Genomic DNA, 17,445 nt, shown 5'->3' with positions numbered 1-17,445 from the left:
CTGGATCCTTGTTCGGCCGATGCAGTCGGGCGCTACTGTACGGCGCTAGGCGCTGTCCGAAAAGTCGACGAGCGAAGGTTAGACAAGGCAAAAATCGGTGAGAAAGCGCAGTTTACGGGGTGTAAATGAGCATTTTGACCGGGCTGGCGCACCAGCCGATTTTTAACGCCGTATTACCGAGCGCAGGCACTTTTCAGACAAGCCCTAAAGTCCGGCGCTGCGGCCCGTCGCCCGCCTTGATACACTCGACGCGACCTTCCCCATCCCTATCAGGGTCGGAGACTTTCGTTCATGACCGCCTCTTCCACCGCCGGCGACCTCGGTGCGCTCAAGTCACGCAACCGCGCCTCTCTGCTGGAGTGGCTGCGCCGCCAGCCCGGCCTGACCCGTGCCGAGCTTGCCCAACGCACCGCCCTGACCAAGGTAACCGTCGGCGCCGCCGTGCAGACGTTGCTGGACCAGGGCTGGCTGGTCGAAGGCGATCTGCTGCGTGGGGGTAGCGGCCGCCCCGGACGGGCGCTGTCCCTCAATCCCGACAGTCATGCCATCCTGGGCATCGAGATCGGGGTCCATGGGCTGCACGTGCTGGCCATCAACTTTCATGGCCTGATCCTGGCCCAGCGACACCAGGCCGTGGTGCCGACCCGGCCAGACGATACCCTGGATCAGATCGTGCCCATGGTGCGCGAGCTGATCCGGACGGCGCTTTCACACAGGACACTGCTCGGTGTGGGACTGGCGGTGCCGGGGCCGACGTCGCCGGAGCAGTCGCGGCTTAGCCTGGCGCCCAACCTGGGCTGGCGAGACGTCCCGCTGCTCGAGATGCTCAGGCAGCGCCTGCCGGAACTCGACGATGATTCGAGACGATTCTGGTGCATGGACAACGAGGCCAAGGCGGCGGCCTTTGGCGAGCTCTATTGCAGCCCGTCCAGCGGCCAGGAAGCCGCGACGCCGTCCTCACTGTTGTACGTCAGCGCGGCTACCGGGATCGGCAGCGGGCTGGTGGTGCAAGGTACGCCGCCCCGGGTGATTCGCGGCGTGCATGGGCTGGCCGGCGAGATCGGCCACACACTCCTGGCGCCGGGGGGCAAGCCATGTCACTGCGGTAACCACGGCTGCGCCGAGACCCTGGTCAGTGGCTGGGCCCTGCGAGATGCCCTGGGTATCGAGGCCGGCGCCTCCTTGAGCGAAGGCATCAAGCATCACCGCGACCCCGACCTGGTGGCCGAGACCCTCAACCAGGCAGGGGAAGCCCTGGGCCTGCTGCTGCTCAATCTCCACCTCACCCTGAATCCCGAGCGCATCGTCATCGGTGGCTCGCTGGTGAAGCTCGGCGCACCGCTGCTGGACCCGGCGCTTGCGTTCTTCACTCGTCATCAGAACCATCTGCTGCCGCAGGCGCCGCCGATCCCGGTGCGCATCCTCGACGACAGCCTGGCGACCGCCGCCCGCGGCGCTGCCGCCCAGGTACTGTGCCAGCTGCTGGCTCGCCACGACGAATTCGCCACTGACGAGTAACCCGCTGCTTCTGGCGGGTTCAGCTCACACCAAGTGAGCGACGACGTCGTGGGTCATCGAGAGATCGACGCGAAGTGGCGTGTTCAGGCGCTGCCATCATCGTCGACGAAGGCCTCGGTGGCCTGACGATGCCCCAGCATCAGGGCGTCGGCCACCTGCTGCAGCGGCGTGATGTCCATATCGCGCTGGCCAGCCTCGAGCAAGCTGTGGAAGTGCGCGTAGACCCCCTGGTATTCGCGCTCCGGCTCATCGATCAGGGTCTTGCCATCGACGATCAGGCGGGCGCCCCCCGCCTCCAGGGTCAAGCTTCCCCCATCGGTGACGAAGGTCATCTCCCAGCACGGCGGATCCTCGTGGCGGAAGTCGAAGTCACCGCTCAGCAGGACGCCATCGGCGGTACGCCATTCAAGCGTCGCCGCGATGGGTGTCTGGGCGTTGGCGGGCACCACCAGATTGGCCCGCTTCAAGAAGAACGGATCGGGCAGCAGTGCGGTAACGATGGACAGGGCGTTGATGCCCGGATCGAACACCCCCATGCCGCCGGCTTCCCACAGCCAGGCCTGGCCTGGATGCCACACCCGCACGTCCTCGTGCCAGCGAATATCGACGCTCTCTACCCGGCGTCCAGCGAGCCACTCGGCGGCCGCGGCGATGCCCGGGGCAAAGCGCGAGTGCCAGGCGGCGAACAGCGTAAGTCCCGCCTTTTCGGCCTGTGCCTTGAGGTCCTGCACCTCGGCCAGGGTGGCACCCGGCGGCTTTTCCAGCAGCACCGCCTTGCCACGGGCCAGCGCATGACTGGCGAGCCTGTGGCGCAGATGGGCAGGGGTGCAGATCGCCACGGCGTCGATATCCGGCGCGGCGTCGAGCATCTCCTCGAGACTGGCGTAGGACGCCACGCCCTCCAGGCGCGAATGAGGGTCCGCCGACGCCACCAGCTCAAGTCCTTCGGTGGCACGGATGGCGTCCAGATGCTGGTCTCGGACGATCTTGCCGGCGCCGGCCACGCCCAGTCGAAACGGCTTCGCTTTCATCTGCTCCATCTCTCCCCTCTCCTCCAACTTTTCCCCTCATCCATCTCTTCCATCTCCATCAGCGCCCCCGTCTTCTTTCCTGCCTCTCTTGGCTCTCTTTCCTCTCTTTCCTCTCCCCCCTCTCTTGCCTTCCTCCCGTCGACGCACGCCACCGTCAGGCGGGCCGACGAAAGGCCGCCAGCTTATCGCAAGAACAAGGGCAAGAGCAGGTGCCAGGGCCAGGGCCAGGCCAGACGGTCTGCCGCCGGACCAGGGATTTCAGCCACCCAGGAGGCCGGGGCGGTGGGCGCCGGAGCTTGACCACTGCTTGAACGCCGAGGCCACTTCTTCGGCCAGGGCGTCGACCGCAGCGGTTGCCCCTGGTGTTCGCAACAGCACCAGTTGATAGTGCCCCAGGGGCGGCAGCCCTTCGGACTCTGCCAGGGTGACCAGTGGCGGCTCCACCAGGCTGCGAGGCAAGGCGGACACCGCCAGGTCGGCGTCGAGTATCGCCAGATGGCCGGCGCAGTTCTCGCTGACGTAGGCGATGCGATAGTCGACATTGGCCCCATCCAGCGCCGACAGGGCAAGCTTTCGCCAGGCACAGCCGGCGTTGGCCACCGCCAGCGGCAGCGGTCGCCGCTGGTGCGCCGCCCCTCCTCCGCGTCCGACCCATGCCAGCGCTTCCCGGTGGACCACCTCACCCCGGGCGCCAGCCAGGCCTTGCGTGCCGGCGGTGATCAGCGCCACGTCGACCTCGCCAGCGTCCAGCCGCGCCACCAGATCCTCGCTCGGTGCCACGGTCACGTCCACCTGGACCTCGGGAAAGCTCCGCGCAAACCGCGAAAGCACCCACGGCAGTACCCGGGTCCCGACGTCGTCAGAGGTGCCCAGGCGAACGCCGCCCTGCAGCGGCGCCTGCAGAAACTGGGAGACCGTCTCGTGGTTGAGCTGCAACAGACGCCGGGCATAGCCCAAAAGCTTTTCGCCCTCGGGCGTCGGCACCACTCGACGCGCATGGCGCAGCAGCAGCCGCTGTTCGAGCGTCGCCTCGAGGGTCTTGACCTGCATGCTCAGGGCAGAGGGTGTGCGATGCACCTGTCTTGCCGCACGGGAAAAGCTGCCATGTTCCACGATGGCAACGAAGTTGCGGACGATGTCGAGATCCAGCAGCGGCAACGGACGTGCGCTCAAATGGTCGCTGTGCATGTCACTACTATTTTCAATTTATCTGAAAATAAAGTGTAGAGACTTTCGCTGGAATGAACCAGAGAGGACGACCATGCTGGCAGACATCCCGATACTGATCGGGAAAGGACGCAAGGAGGTGCGCCATGCGCTTCCTGCGAGCGCGAACAGCGACGACGTCTCACCGCCTGCCCGCGCGCCAACGTTGCGAACTGGCCACCCCGTGCAGACGGTGGTTGAACCACACTCTGGAGGTAGACCATGCGCCCTTTTGATCCTCCCCTGCACCAGCATGATCGCAGACGCAGACGTTCGACTCGGCTACCCGAGATCGTGCTGCCATGCTCTCCGCCGCTGGGCTTGATCTCGACCCTGGAGCGCTGGGTCAGGCGAGCCTTGCGCCGGCATGACGAACGAACCTGATCCGACACCCTGCCCGTCAACTTGCCCGGGCACCCACCGACAAAACAGCCCGCCCCCGTCAACGACGGGGGCGGGCTGGCTGGGGGTATCAGCACGGGTTGACGTGCGTCGTTCAGTGATTGTCCCTGGGCGGACTCTGGCGCGCCACGTCACGGTAGGCGTCGGCGCCGCGCAGGGTCATGCCGCGATCCAGTGGTTCGATCAGGGTGCGCTGGATCTCCTGCCACGGCGTCTGGTGGGCCGGATAGGGATAGCCGCCCTGGGCGTCGAGACGCTGTCGACGCTGGGTGATTTCGTCATCGTCCACCAGCAGGCGGACCTCGCAGCGTCCCAGATCCACGCGTAGTCGATCGCCGGTCTGGACCAGCGCCAGCGGCCCGCCGGTGGCGGCTTCCGGCGAGGCGTTGAGGATCGAGGGCGACCCCGAGGTCCCCGACTGGCGTCCGTCACCCAGACACGGCAGCGACTCGATCCCCTGGCGAATCAGCGCCTCCGGCGGTTGCATGTTGACCACCTCGGCGCCGCCAGGATGGCCCACCGGCCCCGCCCCACGCATGATCAGGATGGTGCTGGCGTCGATGCCGAGTTCGGGATCGTCGATGCGGGCGTGGTAGTCCTCGGAGCCGTCGAACACCACCACCCGACCCTCGAAGGCCTCCGGGTCGTCCGGGTTCTCGAGAAACCGCCGACGAAAGTCCGGCGAGATCACGCTGGTCTTCATCAGCGCCGAGTCGAACAGGTTGCCCTTGAGGTTCAGGAAGCCGGCGTGTTCGACCAGCGGATTGTCGAAGCGTCGGATGACCTTCTCGTCCAGGGTCTCGCGGCCCGCGATGCTGTCGGCCAGGCGGCGGCCGTCGACGCCGGTGACGTCGCCGTGCAGCAGACCGCGCTCGAGCAGCTCGTGCTGTACCGCCGGCACCCCGCCGGCACGATGGAACTCCTCACCCAGGTAGGCACCCGCCGGCATCACGTTGGCCAGCAACGGAATCCGGTGGCCCAGTCGCTGCCAGTCGTCGTTGTCGAGCGCAACGCCTGCATGGCGGGCGATGGCGTTGACGTGGATCGGCGCATTGGACGATCCCCCCAGCGCCGAACACACCACCACCGCGTTCTCGAACGCCTCGCGCGTCAGGATGTCGAGCGGGCGCAGGTCCTGCCATACCATCTCGACCGCGCGCTGGCCGGTGTCGTAGGCGACCATCGCGCGTTCCTTGTAGGGCCCGGGAATCATCGCCGACCCCGGCAGGCTCATGCCCAGCGCCTCGGCCATGGAGTTCATGGTGGAGGCGGTACCCATGGTGTTGCAGTGGCCCACCGAAGGCGCCGAGTCGCTGGCCCGGGCAAGAAACTCGGCGTAGTCGATGTCGCCGGCGGCCAGGCGCTTTCTCAGCTCCCAGATGATGGTGCCGGAGCCGACCCGCTCGTTGCCCCGCCAGCCATTGAGCATGGGGCCACCGGACAGCACGATGGCCGGAATGTTGACCGTCGCCGCCGCCATCAAACAGGCCGGGGTGGTCTTGTCACAGCCGGTGGTCAGCACCACGCCGTCCAGCGGGTAGCCGTGCAGCACCTCCACCAGGCCCAGGTAGGCCAGGTTGCGGTCCAGCGCCGCCGTGGGCCGGCGCACGTTCTCGTGGATCGGATGCAGGGGGAACTCGAAGGGCACCCCGCCGGCTGCGCGAATGCCATCCTTGACCCGCTTGACCAGCTCGATGTGGTGACGATTGCAGGGGGTCAGGTCGGAACCGGACTGAGCGATGCCGATGATCGGCTTGCCCGAGGTCAGCTCATCGAGGGTCACCCCGTAGTTGAGGTAACGCTCGATGCACAGCGCAGTGGTGCCCGGGTGGTCGGCATTGTCGAACCACCAGCGGGAACGCAGCTGGTCGGGAGTAAGGCGGGGGCGCTGGGTCATGGTGTTCTCCTGCGGTTGCCGCCGGCATGCGAGCGGCAACGGTCTGCCATTGGGTGCGAAGGTCGGGAGCGCTCAGTGGGAGTGTCGCGGAACGTCCGCGCCACGACAGCCCACCAGAAAGTCGAAGTCGCAGCCTTCATCGGCCTGCAGCACGTGCTCGATGTAGAGCTGACGGTAGCCACCGCTGGAGGCGATACGGCGCGACGCCTCGGTGGGATCGCTGGCGGCCAGGCGCCGCTCGAGCTCGGCCTCGTCGACGTCCAGATGCAGGCGCCCGTCGTAGGCATCCAGCTCGATCCAGTCGCCGTTCTCTACCGCCGCCAGGGGACCGCCGGCCGCCGCCTCCGGCGCCACATGCAGGACCACGGTGCCATAGGCGGTACCGCTCATGCGAGCGTCCGAGATCCGCACCATGTCGGTCACGCCCTGGGCCAGGAGCTTCGCCGGCAGGCCCATGTTGCCCACCTCGGCCATGCCGTGGTAGCCCTTGGGACCGCAGTGCTTCATCACCAGTACGCTGTCGGCGTCGACCTCCAGATCCGGGTCATTGATCCGTGCCTTGTAGTCGTCGAAGTTCTCGAACACCACCGCGCGACCACGGTGACGCATCAGCTCGGGGCTCGCCGCCGAGGGCTTGAGCACCGCTCCCTTGGGCGCCAGGTTGCCGCGCAGCACGCACATGCCACCGTCGTCCACCAGCGGGTTGTCCAGCTCACGAATCACCTGATCGTTGTAGAGCGGCGCATCCTTGACGTTGTCCCACAGGGTCTGGCCGTTGACCGTCAGCGCCTCCTTGTGGGGCAGGCGGTCTGCCTCACCGAGGCGCCGCAGCACCGCCGGAAGCCCGCCGGCGTAGTAGAACTCCTCCATCAGAAAGCGCCCCGACGGCTGCAGGTCGACGATGGTCGGGGTGCCACGCCCTACCCGGTTCCAGTCATCGAGCTCGAGCTCGACGCCCATGCGTCCGGCGATCGCCTTGAGGTGGATCACCGCATTGGTCGAGCCACCGATGGCGGCGTTGGTGCGAATGGCGTTCTCGAAGGCCTCCCGGGTCAGCACCCGAGACAACCGCAGGTCCTCCTTGACCATGTCGACGATGCGATTGCCCGACAGGTGCGCCAGCACATAGCGGCGCGAGTCCACCGCAGGAATCGCCGCATTGTGGGGCAGCGACACCCCCAGCGATTCCGCCATGCAGGCCATGGTGGAGGCCGTGCCCATGGTGTTGCAGGTGCCGGCGGAGCGTGACATGCCGGCCTCTGCGGCCATGAAGTCGTGGATCGATATCTTGCCTGCCTTGACCTCCTCGGACAGCTGCCAGACCACGGTGCCGGAGCCGATATCCCGGCCCTTGTGCTTGCCGTTGAGCATCGGCCCGCCGGTGACCACGATGGCCGGGATGTCGCAGCTGGCCGCCCCCATCAACAGCGCCGGAGTGGTCTTGTCGCAGCCGGTCAGCAACACCACGCCGTCCAGCGGATTGCCGCGAATGGCCTCCTCCACGTCCATGCTCGCCAGGTTGCGGGTGAACATGGCGGTGGGACGCAGATTGGATTCGCCGTTGGAGAACACCGGGAACTCCACCGGGTAGCCGCCCGCCTCCAGCACCCCCTTCTTGACGTGCTCGGCCAGCTTGCGGAAGTGGGCGTTGCACGGTGTGAGCTCGGAGAAGGTGTTGCAGATACCGATGATCGGGCGGCCATCGAATTCGTGGTCAGGAATCCCCTGATTCTTCATCCAGCTGCGGTACATGAAGCCGTTCTTGTCCGCACTGCCGAACCACTCGGCGCTACGAAAGCGTGCCTTTTGGGGCACTTCGGTCGCCGCTTCGTCGCTTGCTGCCTCGACACCCACGCTTGGGGAATCCTGATCACTATCGGCCATTGCCTGGCTCCTTCAACTCTGTCACGGGGCGAGCGGCAACCGGTCTGCCTGCTGTCTCGGGCCAATCGCTGGCCTTTGACGTCATGGCGAATACCGACCCGCTCGTCGGGTCCTGGGCAAGCCTACGTCGCGGGCGCCACAAAGTACACACATACGAAAGTATATGTTGAACATACTCGCAACTCGGTCAAGACTTGCCGCCACACCAATAACGATCACGCTCTCATCAGGGAGATCGACCATGCGAGCTATCCCCAGGCTTTCCCGTCTTGCCGCCTCCATCGGTGCGGCATCCATCGCCATCACTGCTGCCGCCAGTGCCCAGGCCGCTGAATACGAGTGGACCTTCCAGGCCTCCGAGACCGCCGGCGAGCCGAGCTTCAAGATCAAGCAGGAGTGGGCCGAGCGCATCGAGACCATGACCGATGGCCGTGTGGCCATCGAGGTGTTGCCGATCAACTCGGTGGTAGGTCCCACCGAAACCCTGCAGGCGGTGAGTTCCGGCATCCTGCAGGGCCATATGACCGACCCCAGCTACTTCTCCGGCCAGAACCCGGCCTTCGGCATGCTCGGCAATCTGGTGGGCGCCTGGAACGACCCCTACGACTTCCTCGAGTTCATGAACAACGCCGGCGGCGAGGATCTCTACAACGAGCTGGTGGAGCCCTACGGCGCCCATCTGGTGGCGGCGGCGACCTTCCCGCTGGAGTCGATCCCGTCCACGGTGGCCATCGAGTCGCTGGAAGACTTCGAGGGACTCAAGATTCGTGCGCCCCAGGGCATGGTCTACAACATCTTCGAGCGCATCGGCGCCACGCCTGTCAACCTGCCGGGCTCCGAGGTCTACACCGGCCTTGAGAAGGGCGTGATCGACGCCGCCGACTCCACGGTGCTGTCGAACAACGACGCCCAGGGCCTCCATGCCTTTGCGCCCTACCCGCTGTACCCGGGCTTCCACTCCATGCCGATGATCGCGGTATCGGTGAACAAGGATATCTGGGACGGCCTGCCCGAAGACCTTCAGACCACCCTCGAGACCGCCTTCGACGCCATGGCCTACGACCTGATCGCCCGACTCAAGGCCCAGGACATCGAAGCGCTTGCCCGTCTCCAGGCGGACCCGGAGGTTCACCCGTTCGACCTGCCCGACGAAGAACGCAAGGCCTTCCGTCAGGCGGCTGAACAGGAATGGCAGGAGTGGGCCGGCAAGAACGAGATGACCCAGAAGGTCTACGACGCCGCCACCGGCTTCCTGACCGCCCGCGGCCAACTGTAAGCCTCGCCAGCCGTCCTGCCCCCGATGGGGGCCCTGCCCCCCGGTCCAGCCTGCTGACACCGGGGGGCAGATCCGTGACGACTTGCTGACCGCACCCGTGGTCGTGACCTTCAACCTGTTGACCAACGCCGCCAGCGGCCTGGAGCAACCATGACGCCTCCCTCCTCCCACAACACCCCCGCCGGATCGCCACATGACGGCGCCGGGCGGCCGCCTGATCCGTCACAAGAGCCTTCGCACGAGCCTTCGCATGATCCTTCACCCGAGCCTTCTCGCGGCCCGAACCCCGACCCGTCGGCGGACAGGACGCCCGAGCGTGCACCCGATGTGGTGCGCAGTCGGTTCGACCGTGGCGTGGTTCGGGTGGCCCAGTTCGCCGCCTGGCTGGTGTTTATCGCCATGGCCATCAGCGTCTATGAGGTGATCATGCGCTACGGCTTCGGCGCGCCCACCTCCTGGGTCCACGAGAGCGTGGTCATGCTGGTGGCGGTCAGCTTCTGTCTCGGCGGCCCGGCCGCGCTGGCCTCCAACCGCCATATCCGGGTCAAGGTGCTCTACGACGCCGTGGGCCCGAGGTTCCGGCTGTGGCTCGACCGCTTCAATGACCTAGTCACCTTCGGCTTCTGCCTGGGCATGACCTACGCCGCCTGGGTGATGTTCTACGGCGCCTCCCACAACCCCCTCGGCGAGTGGCAACTGGAGCGCTCCGGCACCTCCTGGAACCCGCCGTTCCCCGCCCTGGTCAAGGGCATGATCCTCGCCGCGGTGGCGATCATGTGCGTCCAGGCGCTGATTCACCTGATCCAGTCGATCAAGGGCAAGCCCGCCCCCGACGCACCCGAAGGAGGCGCTGACTGATGAGCATCGCAGACGGAACCCTGCTGCTGGTCGGCGCCATCTTCGCGCTGCTGGTCACCGGCCTGCCGCTGGCCTTTATTACCGGCCTGGTGGCGCTGGCCTTTACCTTCGGCTGGTTCGGCCCCAACGCCCTGCCGCTGGTGACCAGCCGGGTCTACGGCTTCGTCACCGAGTACTCGCTGGTGGCGGTGCCGATGTTCGTGCTGATGGCCTCGCTGCTCGACCGATCGGGCATCGCCAAGGATCTGTTCAACGCCATGCGGGTGTTCGCCGGGCGACTGCCCGGGGGCGTCGCCGTGCAGACCGTGGTGGTGGCGTTCTTCCTGGCCGCGCTGTCCGGCATCATCGGCGGCGAGATCGTGCTGCTCGGCATCCTGGCGCTGCCGCAGATGCTCCGCCTCGGCTACGACAAGCACCTGTCGATCGGCGTGGTCTGCGCCGGCGGGGCGCTCGGTACCATGATGCCGCCGTCCATCGTGCTGATCATCTACGGCCTGATCGCCAGCGTCTCCATCGCCGACCTGTTTACCGCGGCGATCACCCCGGCGGTGATCCTGATGCTGTCCTACATCGGTTATGTGCTGGTGCGCTGCCTGCGCAACCCCGCCATGGGCCCGCCGATGAGCGAGGAGGACCGCAACGCCGGCTTCGCCTCCAGGGGTGCCGCGCTGCGCTCGATCATCGTGCCGGCGCTGATCGCCTTCATGGTGCTGGGCTCGATCTACGGTGGCGTGGCCTCGGTCACCGAGGCGGCGGCCATGGGCGTGTTCGGCGTGCTGCTGGCGGTGCTGGCCCGGGGCGAGTTCTCGTTCTCGATGATGCACCAGAGCCTGTCCCAGACCCTGGTGACCTGCGGCATGATCATCTGGATCGGCATCGGCGCCGCCGCCCTGGTCGGGGTCTACAACCTGATGGGCGGCAACCGCTTCATCTCCGGCATGATCATGGATCTGGACGTCTCGCCCATCGTGATCATCCTGGTGATGATGGCGATCCTGATCGTGCTCGGCATGTTCCTCGACTGGATCGGGGTGGCCATGCTGACCCTGCCGATCTTCGTGCCGATCATCGTGCAGCTGGGCTACAGCCCGATCTGGTTCGGCATCCTGTTCGCGGTGAACATGCAGGTGTCCTTCCTGTCGCCGCCGTTCGGTCCCGCGGCCTTCTACCTGAAGGGCGTGGCGCCACCGGAGATCAGCCTCAAGGACATCTTCGTCTCGGTGCTGCCCTTTATCGCCCTGCAGCTATGTGTACTCGCGGCGCTGCTGGTGTGGCCCGAAATGGCCATGTGGCTGGTGCAATGAAGCGGATCGGCCCCTCTCCGGGACCAGGCGCCAGGCTAGACGCCAGCAAAGCCACCTTTCCATAACGTCAACCCATACCTTTGTATGTTGACCATACACCACCCCAGGGGCGTAAGATGCCTCTGGGGCCAACCGTGAACCGGGACAAGGCGCCCACGTCACGCAAGGATATCGCCATGCATCATGACACCCCCGAGACCCTTCGCATCATCCAGTGCCGCCACCAGGGCAGCGTCAGGGCCGCCCTGGTCGAAGGACCGGACTTTGTGCGACTGACCGATGCCGACACCTATACCCTGGCACGCCGTGCGCTGGCCGAGGGCAAGGGCCTGGCGACCACGGTCAAGGCAAGCCTCGGTGACGAGACCCTCGACTACGCCGATCTGGTCGCGAGCGGTCAGCTACTGCCGCCGCTGACCCATCCGGATCCCGCGCACTGCCTGGTCACCGGCACCGGCCTGACCCATCTGGGCAGCGCCGATACCCGCAGCGCCATGCACGCCGACTCGTCCGAAACCGACGACGCCAAGCTGACCGATTCCATGCGCATGTTCAGGCTCGGCGTCGAGGGCGGCAAGCCCGCCGAAGGTCAGGTGGGCGCCCAGCCCGAGTGGTTCTACAAGGGGGATGGTGACTGCGTGGTGGCCCCCGAGGCGCCGCTGCCCTGGCCATCCTTTGCCGAGGATGCAGGCGAAGAGCCGGAACTCGCCGGGCTCTACCTCATCGATGATCAGGGCCGCCCCCATCGGCTGGGCTTCGCCATCGGCAACGAATTCTCGGATCACATCACCGAACGCTACAACTACCTGTGGCTGGCCCACTCCAAGCTTCGCGCCTGCAGTTTCGGCCCCGAACTGCTGATCGGTGAACTACCCTCTCATCTGGAGGGTACTTCGCGTATCACCAGAGACGGCGAGACCCTGTGGGAGAAGCCGTTCTTGACCGGTGAGGACAACATGGCGCACACCATCGCCAACCTGGAGCACCACCACTTCAAGTACCCAGGTTTCCGTCGGCCCGGTGACGTCCACGTCCATTTTTTCGGCACCGCCACCCTGAGCTTCGCCGACGGTGTCAGTGTCAAACCGGGCGAGCGCTACGAGATCGAGCTACCGGCCTTCGGGCGTCCCCTGCGCAATCCGCTGGCGCCGCCCACCGAGGACGAAGAACAGACCAGCGTCACGCCGATGTAATCGACCGGCGACAGGCTTCGACCGTCCCGCACAATGACGACACGAGCATTGAACGCAGGTCGAGCCGGCGTTGACACTGGTACCAGACAGCACACCGACAACCCCATCCCCGCAAGCGAAAAGGAGCCAACATGACTCTGGAAGGAAAGCAGCTGATCGGCAGCCAGGCCGTCGAGGCCAAGGGCGAGCCCATCCACGCCGTCAATCCGGCCACCGGTGAGACCCTCGAGCCTGGCTACAAGGCAGGTTCCAAGGCCGAGGTCGAGCGCGCCTGCGAACTGGCCTGGGCGGCCTTCGATAGCTACCGCGAGACCGGCCTCGAGGCCCGCGCGACCTTTCTCGAGACCATCGCCGACGAGATCGAGGCGCTCGGTGACACCCTGATCGAGCGCGCCATGCAGGAGTCCGGCCTGCCCCAGGCACGTCTGCAGGGCGAGCGCGGCCGTACCTGCGGCCAGCTGCGCCTGTTCGCCTCGGTGGTGCGCGCCGGCGAATGGCTCGACGTGCGGCACGATCCGGCCCTGCCGGACCGTGAACCGATGCCGCGGGTCGACCTGCGCCAGCGCCATATCGCGCTGGGTCCGGTGGCGGTGTTCGGCGCTTCCAACTTCCCGCTGGCGTTCTCGGTGGCCGGCGGCGACACCGCCTCCGCCCTGGCCGCCGGCTGTCCGGTGGTGGTCAAGGCCCACTCCGCCCACCCCGGCACCTCCGAGCTGGTCGGCCGCGCGCTGCAGAAGGCGGTGACCCGCTGTGAACTGCCGGAAGGTGTGTTCTCGCTGCTGTTTGGTTCCGGTCGCGAGGTCGGCCAGGGCCTGGTCAGCGACGCGCGGATCAAGGCGGTGGGCTTCACCGGCTCGCGCAGCGGTGGCACCGCCCTGATGAAGACCGCCCAGGCGCGTCCCGAGCCGATCCCGGTGTACGCCGAGATGAGCTCGATCAATCCGGTGTTCCTGCTGCCCGAGGCGCTCAAGGCCCGTGGCAAGGAGCTGGGCGAGGCCTTCGTCGGCTCGCTGACCATGGGGGCCGGCCAGTTCTGCACCAACCCGGGGCTGGTGATCGCGGTCAAGGGCGAGGCGCTCGACGGCTTCGTCGAGGCCGCCGCCGAAGCGGTCAAGGGTGCCGGCGCCCAGACCATGCTGACGCCGGGCATCCACGACGCCTACACCCAGGGCGTCAACACCCTGGGCGGCAGCGACAAGGCCCGTGAAGTGGCGCGCGGCCCCCAGGGCGACGGACCCAACCAGTGCCAGGCCGGCCTGTTCGTGGCCAAGGCCAGCGACTTCCTCAATGATGAGGCGCTGCAGGCCGAGGTGTTCGGTTCGACCTCGCTGGTGGTCGAGTGTGCTGACCTGGACGAGGTCAAGGCACTGGCCGAAGGGCTCGAGGGCCAGCTGACCGCGACCCTGCAGATGGACGACGGCGACATCGACGCGGCCCGTGGCCTGCTGCCGATCCTCGAGCGGCGTGCCGGTCGGGTCATGGCCAACGGCTGGCCCACCGGGGTCGAGGTGTGCCACGCCATGGTCCACGGTGGCCCCTATCCGGCCACCTCTGACTCGCGCACCACCTCGGTCGGCAGCGCCGCCATCCACCGCTTCCTGCGCCCGGTGTGCTATCAGAACCTGCCGGACGCCCTGCTGCCGCAAGCGCTCAAGGACGGCAACCCGCTGAACGTCAGCCGCCTGGTGGACGGCAAGCGCGAGGCGTAAACCGCCTGGCACACGTCTTCAACCAAGGGTCTTGAAATGACGTAGTTGAAGACATGGCTGAACACGTAGCTGAAGCCATAGTTGAAGCGAACGGACGGAGGCGCCGATCATCGGCGCCTCCTGTCTCGTCTTCTTTTTCTTGTTCTTGTCATTCTGTCCTGGTCTTTCTGGCCCCGCCTTTCTGTCATCGTCCTTCGGTCCGTATCGCCTGATAAAGACCTGCAGGGAACGATGGCCTTGGCTCATGATTCAGCGACGGCTATTGGCACACTTACCCCCCAAATCACGTCGCTTATCAAGATAGCCTTGAAGACAGTCATCGAGACATCTATCCAGACACCTATCCAGACATCCTCCCGCTACCGTTCCCTCCTGCCTTTGCAATCACACCCAATCCATAATCGGTGACATTTCACGCTTATTCAGCGAATATTCTGGTCATTATTGACGGCATGAAACGCCCAACTTATTGGCCAAGACATCCCCGAAACATCCTTTCACGCCCACGATCATTCCTGCCCACGATATTGCTCAGGGCGCATCCTCTTCTCCGACCAGGCTGGCGACAAACTCGGTCAGCAGTTCAGGCCAGGGCTCGCCCTTGCGCGTGAGCACGCCGTAGTAGCCCAGCGGCTCACCGATGGTCAGCGGCAGTACCGCGAAACGGCCTTGAGAGAAGGTGGTCTTGACCACCGAGCTTGGCAACAGCGACAGGGTATCGGTACTCGCCACCAGCTGAAGCGAGGCCTGGGTGGAGGTGGTCTCGATGACGTTGCGCGGCGAGGCGACGCCGGCCTCGGCCAGGGCCGCCTCGAACAACCCGCGCATGGGGCTCGCCATGGGGTGCAGCACCCAGGGCCAGCGCACCACCTCGGCCAACTCAGGCGTCCCCTGACACAGCGGATGGTCGGGTCGTGCCACCACCGACACCGGCTCCTCCTTGAGCGGCAGAAAGTCGAACAGATGACGCTGGGACGGCTCGGTATAGCGGCCGATGACGGCGTCGAGCAGCTTGTATTCGAGATCCACCAGCAGTCGATCGCTGGAGTTCTCGATCAACGAGATCGCGAGCCGCGGCCGGTGCGACTTCAGCTCCGCCATGGCCCTTGGCAACATCACCGGGGCGGCACCGGGTACCGAGCCAAGCGCCAGCCGACCGTGCCCACCTTCGCGCAGTGAAGCCAGTTCTTCGACCAGCCGATCGGTGTCGTTGAGCAGACGCCGTGCATAGCGCAATACCGTCACACCTGCGTCGGTCGGTTCCATCCGCCCGGGCTCACGCAGAAACAGCGGTATTCCGAGAAATCCCTCGATGTCCTTGAGCATCTTGCTGGCCGCCGGCTGGCTGATGTTCAGCTGCCTTGCAGCCGCGTGCATGTTACGACTTTCGTCCAAGGCGACCAGCAATACCATATGCCTGATCCGCAGCCACGTCTTGGCGTGAATACCGCTGTCATGGGGCATGTAGCGCATCATCCCGATGATTGAAAAACACATGATAACCTGAGGTTATCAAATGGCCAAAAACTTGGATTGGCCGTTCTTTTAGCGCTCTGTTTAGACTGCCCTCACTGACAATAGAACGACGGGACAGCAGCGAGAGACAGCAGCAAGAGGTCAGCGAGATAGCAACCAGAGAGGCAGGCGCTTTCCGCAAGGAGCCAACCGCTGATCGACGCCCACAATGCTTTCCCTGGCCACTCGTCGGACAACCAACAATATTCACCACAAGGCCGCCAGCATGACCACCATCACTCGGGTCGACGCCCGCGATATCCGCTTCCCCACCTCACGCCAGCTCGATGGCTCCGATGCCATGAACGAGGCGCCGGACTACTCGGCCACCTACGTCATCCTGCACACCGATCAGGAAGACGAGGGCCACGGCCTGAGCTTTACCATCGGCCGCGGCAATGATCTCTGCGTCGCTGCGGTCAACGCCCTGGCACCCACCCTAGTGGGCCGCAAGCTCGAGGACATCACCGCCGACATGGGCACCTTCTGGCGCGAGCTGACCAGTGGCGATAGCCAGCTGCGCTGGCTGGGTCCGGAAAAGGGCGTGATGCACCTGGCCAGCGCCGCCCTGGTCAATGCTATCTGGGACCTGTGGGCCAAGCGTGAAGGCAAGCCGATCTGGAAGCTGCTGGTCGACATGAGCCCGGAACAGCTGGTGCGCTGCCTGGACTTCCGCTTCGTTACCGACGCCATCACCCCCGAGGAGGCCATCGCCCTGCTGCGTCGCAAGGCCGGCACCAAGGGCGAGCGCGAGGCCGAGATGAAGGCCGAGGGCTACCCCGGCTATACCACCTCCGCGGGCTGGCTTGGCTATTCCGAGGAAAAGATGCGTCGACTGTGCCGCGAAGCCCTGGCCGAGGGCTGGCAGCACTTCAAGCAGAAGGTCGGTGGCGACATCGAGGAGGATCGCCGGCGCGCGGCGATCCTGCGCGAGGAGATCGGCGAACAACGCACCCTGATGATGGACGCCAACCAGATGTGGGATGTGGACGAGACCATCGTCAACATGCGCCGTCTGGCCGAGTTCAATCCTCACTGGATCGAGGAGCCCACCAGCCCCGACGACATCCTCGGTCACGCCGAGATCCGTCGTCGCCTCAGGGGCGGCCTGGAAGGTGGCATCGGCGTCGCCACCGGCGAGCACTGCCACAACCGGGTGATGTTCAAGCAGCTGCTGCAGGCAGGCGCCATCGACTTCTGTCAGCTCGACGCGGCGCGTCTGGGCGGGCTCAACGAGGTCATCATCGTGGTGCTGCTGGCGGCCAAGTACGGCGTGCCGATCTGCCCCCACGGCGGTGGCGTGGGCCTATGCGAATACACCCAACACATCTCCCTGTTCGACTACATCGCCGTCTCCGGTTCGCTGGAAGGTCGCCTGCTGGAGTACGTCGACCACCTGCACGAGCACTTTGTCGACCCGGTGCGTATCCGTCAGGGTCGCTACCTGGTGCCCGAGGCGCCGGGCTACAGCATCACCATGAAGCCCGAGTCCCTCGAGATGCATCGCTACCCCGAAGGCGCGGCCTGGCAAGACGCCTGAGCCGCTCCACCGGCCAGCGGCCCCGGGATGAAACGCTTCCCGGAGCCGCTGGCCAGCACGCCAAGCAAGGGCCAGAGCGTTACGCAATGGCCAGCACGCCACGCAAATTGGA

General features: G+C 65.8%; 12 protein-coding genes. 7 read left to right on the top strand and 5 right to left on the bottom strand.

Annotated features, from left to right (window positions below; genetic code table 11):
• Nucleotides 1–291 precede the first annotated feature (291 nt).
• The gene (locus NFI08_RS16720) at nt 292–1,518 is read left to right on the top strand and encodes an ROK family protein (protein WP_349590843.1); all 1,227 of its coding nucleotides are present in this window, start codon (nt 292–294) and stop codon (nt 1,516–1,518) included.
• 83 nt (nt 1,519–1,601) lie between these two features.
• On the opposite strand, the gene NFI08_RS16715 is transcribed toward NFI08_RS16720, so the two are convergent.
• The 4 genes from NFI08_RS16715 to NFI08_RS16700 all read right to left on the bottom strand — a co-directional run bounded on the left by NFI08_RS16715 (nt 1,602) and on the right by NFI08_RS16700 (nt 7,938).
• Nucleotides 1,602–2,549, bottom strand: a complete 948-nt coding sequence (locus NFI08_RS16715; RefSeq protein ID WP_124804893.1) for a Gfo/Idh/MocA family protein — start codon at nt 2,547–2,549, stop codon at nt 1,602–1,604.
• A 258-nt stretch (nt 2,550–2,807) separates the two neighbouring features.
• Nucleotides 2,808–3,737 (bottom strand): LysR substrate-binding domain-containing protein, encoded by a 930-nt coding sequence (locus NFI08_RS16710; protein ID WP_124804829.1) that lies wholly within the window; start codon nt 3,735–3,737, stop codon nt 2,808–2,810.
• A gap of 514 nt (nt 3,738–4,251) precedes the next feature.
• The gene (locus NFI08_RS16705) at nt 4,252–6,054 is read right to left on the bottom strand and encodes an IlvD/Edd family dehydratase (RefSeq protein WP_349590839.1); all 1,803 of its coding nucleotides are present in this window, start codon (nt 6,052–6,054) and stop codon (nt 4,252–4,254) included.
• Nucleotides 6,055–6,126: 72 nt separating this feature from the next.
• On the bottom strand, nt 6,127–7,938 hold the full coding sequence (locus NFI08_RS16700; protein ID WP_239452616.1) for an IlvD/Edd family dehydratase: 1,812 nt from the start codon (nt 7,936–7,938) through the stop codon (nt 6,127–6,129).
• Nucleotides 7,939–8,179: 241 nt separating this feature from the next.
• On the opposite strand from NFI08_RS16700, the gene NFI08_RS16695 reads away from it, so the two are divergent.
• The 5 genes from NFI08_RS16695 (at nt 8,180) to NFI08_RS16675 (ending at nt 14,278) form a co-directional block, all read left to right on the top strand.
• On the top strand, nt 8,180–9,214 hold the full coding sequence (locus NFI08_RS16695; protein WP_108133327.1) for a TRAP transporter substrate-binding protein: 1,035 nt from the start codon (nt 8,180–8,182) through the stop codon (nt 9,212–9,214).
• A 150-nt stretch (nt 9,215–9,364) separates the two neighbouring features.
• Nucleotides 9,365–10,072: a TRAP transporter small permease subunit gene (locus NFI08_RS16690; RefSeq protein WP_253029529.1), complete on the top strand. Its 708-nt coding sequence runs from the start codon at nt 9,365–9,367 to the stop codon at nt 10,070–10,072.
• Nucleotides 10,072–11,376 (top strand): TRAP transporter large permease, encoded by a 1,305-nt coding sequence (locus tag NFI08_RS16685; RefSeq protein ID WP_124804832.1) that lies wholly within the window; start codon nt 10,072–10,074, stop codon nt 11,374–11,376. Before NFI08_RS16690 ends, NFI08_RS16685 begins: the two co-directional genes overlap by 1 nt.
• A gap of 176 nt (nt 11,377–11,552) precedes the next feature.
• Nucleotides 11,553–12,569, top strand: coding sequence for an AraD1 family protein (gene araD1 / locus NFI08_RS16680; RefSeq protein ID WP_108450233.1), 1,017 nt, complete (start codon nt 11,553–11,555; stop codon nt 12,567–12,569).
• A gap of 131 nt (nt 12,570–12,700) precedes the next feature.
• Nucleotides 12,701–14,278 carry an aldehyde dehydrogenase (NADP(+)) gene (locus tag NFI08_RS16675; RefSeq protein ID WP_349590834.1) on the top strand — a complete coding sequence of 526 codons (1,578 nt, stop codon included), beginning with the start codon at nt 12,701–12,703 and terminating at the stop codon, nt 14,276–14,278.
• Between the two features lie 531 nt (nt 14,279–14,809).
• Here NFI08_RS16675 and NFI08_RS16670 read toward each other — a convergent pair.
• The gene (locus NFI08_RS16670; protein ID WP_083970676.1) at nt 14,810–15,775 is read right to left on the bottom strand and encodes a LysR family transcriptional regulator; all 966 of its coding nucleotides are present in this window, start codon (nt 15,773–15,775) and stop codon (nt 14,810–14,812) included.
• Nucleotides 15,776–16,019: 244 nt separating this feature from the next.
• On the opposite strand from NFI08_RS16670, the gene NFI08_RS16665 reads away from it, so the two are divergent.
• On the top strand, nt 16,020–17,333 hold the full coding sequence (locus tag NFI08_RS16665; RefSeq protein ID WP_108133201.1) for an L-fuconate dehydratase: 1,314 nt from the start codon (nt 16,020–16,022) through the stop codon (nt 17,331–17,333).
• Nucleotides 17,334–17,445 lie beyond the last annotated feature (112 nt).

Origin of the sequence: Halomonas sp. EF61, from assembly GCF_040147045.1 — a bacterium.
GTDB classification, from domain to species: domain Bacteria; phylum Pseudomonadota; class Gammaproteobacteria; order Pseudomonadales; family Halomonadaceae; genus Halomonas; species Halomonas litopenaei.
This window is presented reverse-complemented; position numbering and strand designations above follow the sequence as displayed.